This window comes from uncultured Campylobacter sp. (genome assembly GCF_938031315.1).
Lineage (GTDB): Bacteria > Campylobacterota > Campylobacteria > Campylobacterales > Campylobacteraceae > Campylobacter_B.
Genome location: NZ_CALHHT010000311.1, coordinates 1 through 2,094, shown reverse-complemented (window position 1 = coordinate 2,094; position 2,094 = coordinate 1). Strand labels below are relative to the sequence as shown.

Genomic DNA, 2,094 nt, shown 5'->3' with positions numbered 1-2,094 from the left:
TATAGATGCTGTGATATAAGGCACACCTACGTAAATTTGCAAAACCGAAAAGAGGTTTTAAATTTTACCGATAAGCAGTTAGAAAATTTCATAAAAATAAAGCGAAAGAGATTTAAATTTAAAAATAAGAAGTGATATAATGCCTAGCCAATCGACATTATCAATATATACGGGCAAGAATACACACAAGGAGAAAATATGGTTAAAGTATTAAAATTTATAATTTGCGCCGTAGTAGTTTTGTTATTATTTATAATTTATGAAAGTACTTTGTGTGCAAAGTGCGATTATACGTTTTTTGTAGAGGAAAGGCTTATGGGTAGATTATTGATAGCAATCGATACAAATGATATAAATTTAGTAAGATATATTGCTGCTGAAGGTAGAGTTTGCAAGCAAGCCAATGTCCATAATAGAGCGCTTAAAGAATTAAGAAGAATGGAATCAGAAAATAATAGAACTAATGAGTAAACCGGTTTTTGCGGAACAATAAAGAGAGAGATAAAAGCGATGAAATTTACAAGACGACTTTCTTTATTTACCCTTGCTCTTTTATCGACTACCGCCCTACTTTCCGATACTCCGTCGCTTCTTAAAATTTCAGACGTAAGCGCTAGATATACGCGCATTCAATTGCCGCACGAAATTCTAAAACTCCGCGTGAAATTTTAAATTTCGCAGACTAACTTCGCAGCAAGATTATCGTATAAAATCGATCGCGCGAAAACGCGCGACAAACGAACTTCTAAATTTCGCCGCGCGCCCGATGATTTGCCGCAAGCAGCCGCTTCGCGCGAGCGGGCACTTTGCGCGCAGCTTTAGACTACGCGGGCGGCAGCGCGAAGCAACAGGAAGCAGCTAGCTATACGGCGAAATTTACGCCAAAGTCTCGCCGCGAGCTTTATTTAAGCACCTTACCCAAAATCCCCGCACCTTTGCCGACGGCGCTGCCGCGAAGCGCGCTTTCTTTTTCTCTCATCACCGCAAATAGCCCATCCAGCGTCTTTTGCGTGATGTAATCGTTCAAATCCTCGCCCTGCTTAGGCAGATACTCGCTCGCACCCAGCCCGCGCGCGATGTTTTGCACCGCTTCATTGCCCGCGATCTTGTTTTGCGCGAAGGAATTTAGCCCGTTATACGCCGTCGCGAAGCTGTTTTTGCTCATCATATCGCTTACGATCGGTCTGAAAACCGCCCGCAGCTTCGCGCCCGATTTACTCTGCAAATACTCGCTAAGCGCCGTGTCGCCGCCGCCGATGAGCTTTTTAACGTCGGCATCGCTCATAGATTTCAGATCTTGCAAAAATATCTTGCTCGCGCCGCTTACCGCCTTGGTAGCGGCGTCGTTCATACTCACGACGAGCTCGCGTTCCCATTTATCGCCGCCCACCTTTCTCGCAAGCTTCGCAGCCGCCTTAAGCGAAGGAGGAAGCTCGATTTTAGCGGTCTTACTGTGGATGTAGCCCTTGGCGAGCTCGGCTACGGCGCGGTTCGTAGCGGAAGCGAGCAGCTCTTTGTAGTTTCCGCTCTGAGTCGCACCGAGCACGTCCGCACCCTGCTTTAGGATATCCGTTACGTCCGCATGCGCAAGCGACAGCGACGCGGCGGCGAGTAAAACTATAAATTTTTTCATATTGCAACCTTTGGATAAAATTTGCGCCATTATGCCAAACTGCGGTAAACGCTCAGCCCGTGCTCGGTTTAAATTTACGCGCTGCGCGGGCGAGCTGAGATAAAATTTAGGCTAAATTTAAAGCGGCTTCGAGTTAAATTTTAAACGTCAAATTTCAAAGCTAAATTTGACTGGCAAAATTTAAAGATAAAATTTGGCGGCGGCGGACTTTGCGCGCTTACAGTTAAATTTAAAATCGGCGCTATGACGACTTAAAATTTTAAAACCGCATTGCTTGGCGCTATTTAAATTTACGCAGCGCGCGCGATACCAACGCAAGACGCACAAAGCATATCGATGAGCGGTTATATCCTCGGCGCAAACGATTAAAATTTTATCAAAGCAGCCAAAAAGCTCGTCGTAAATTTAAAGAGTTTAAATTTAAAAGCGAGCTGCAGCTTTTGACAAAATAAAGCGAGTTG

Annotated in this window: 2 protein-coding genes; one reads left to right on the top strand and one right to left on the bottom strand. The window is 44.7% G+C overall.

Translation table 11 applies throughout. From position 1 onward, the window contains the following. The first annotated feature begins 198 nt into the window (after positions 1-198). Positions 199-471: a hypothetical protein gene (locus Q0236_RS07735; protein WP_297916637.1), complete on the top strand. Its 273-nt coding sequence runs from the start codon at positions 199-201 to the stop codon at positions 469-471. Between the two features lie 430 nt (positions 472-901). On the opposite strand, the gene Q0236_RS07730 is transcribed toward Q0236_RS07735, so the two are convergent. Continuing rightward, positions 902-1,633 (bottom strand): DUF4197 domain-containing protein, encoded by a 732-nt coding sequence (locus Q0236_RS07730; RefSeq protein ID WP_297916635.1) that lies wholly within the window; start codon positions 1,631-1,633, stop codon positions 902-904. Between the last annotated feature and the right edge of the window lie 461 nt (positions 1,634-2,094).

Coding starts and splice junctions, on each gene's coding strand:
- Q0236_RS07730 (WP_297916635.1), bottom strand. CDS start 1,633: ATGAAAAAATTTATAGTTTTACTCGCCGCCGCGTCGCTGTCGCTTGCG.
- Q0236_RS07735 (WP_297916637.1), top strand. CDS start 199: ATGGTTAAAGTATTAAAATTTATAATTTGCGCCGTAGTAGTTTTGTTA.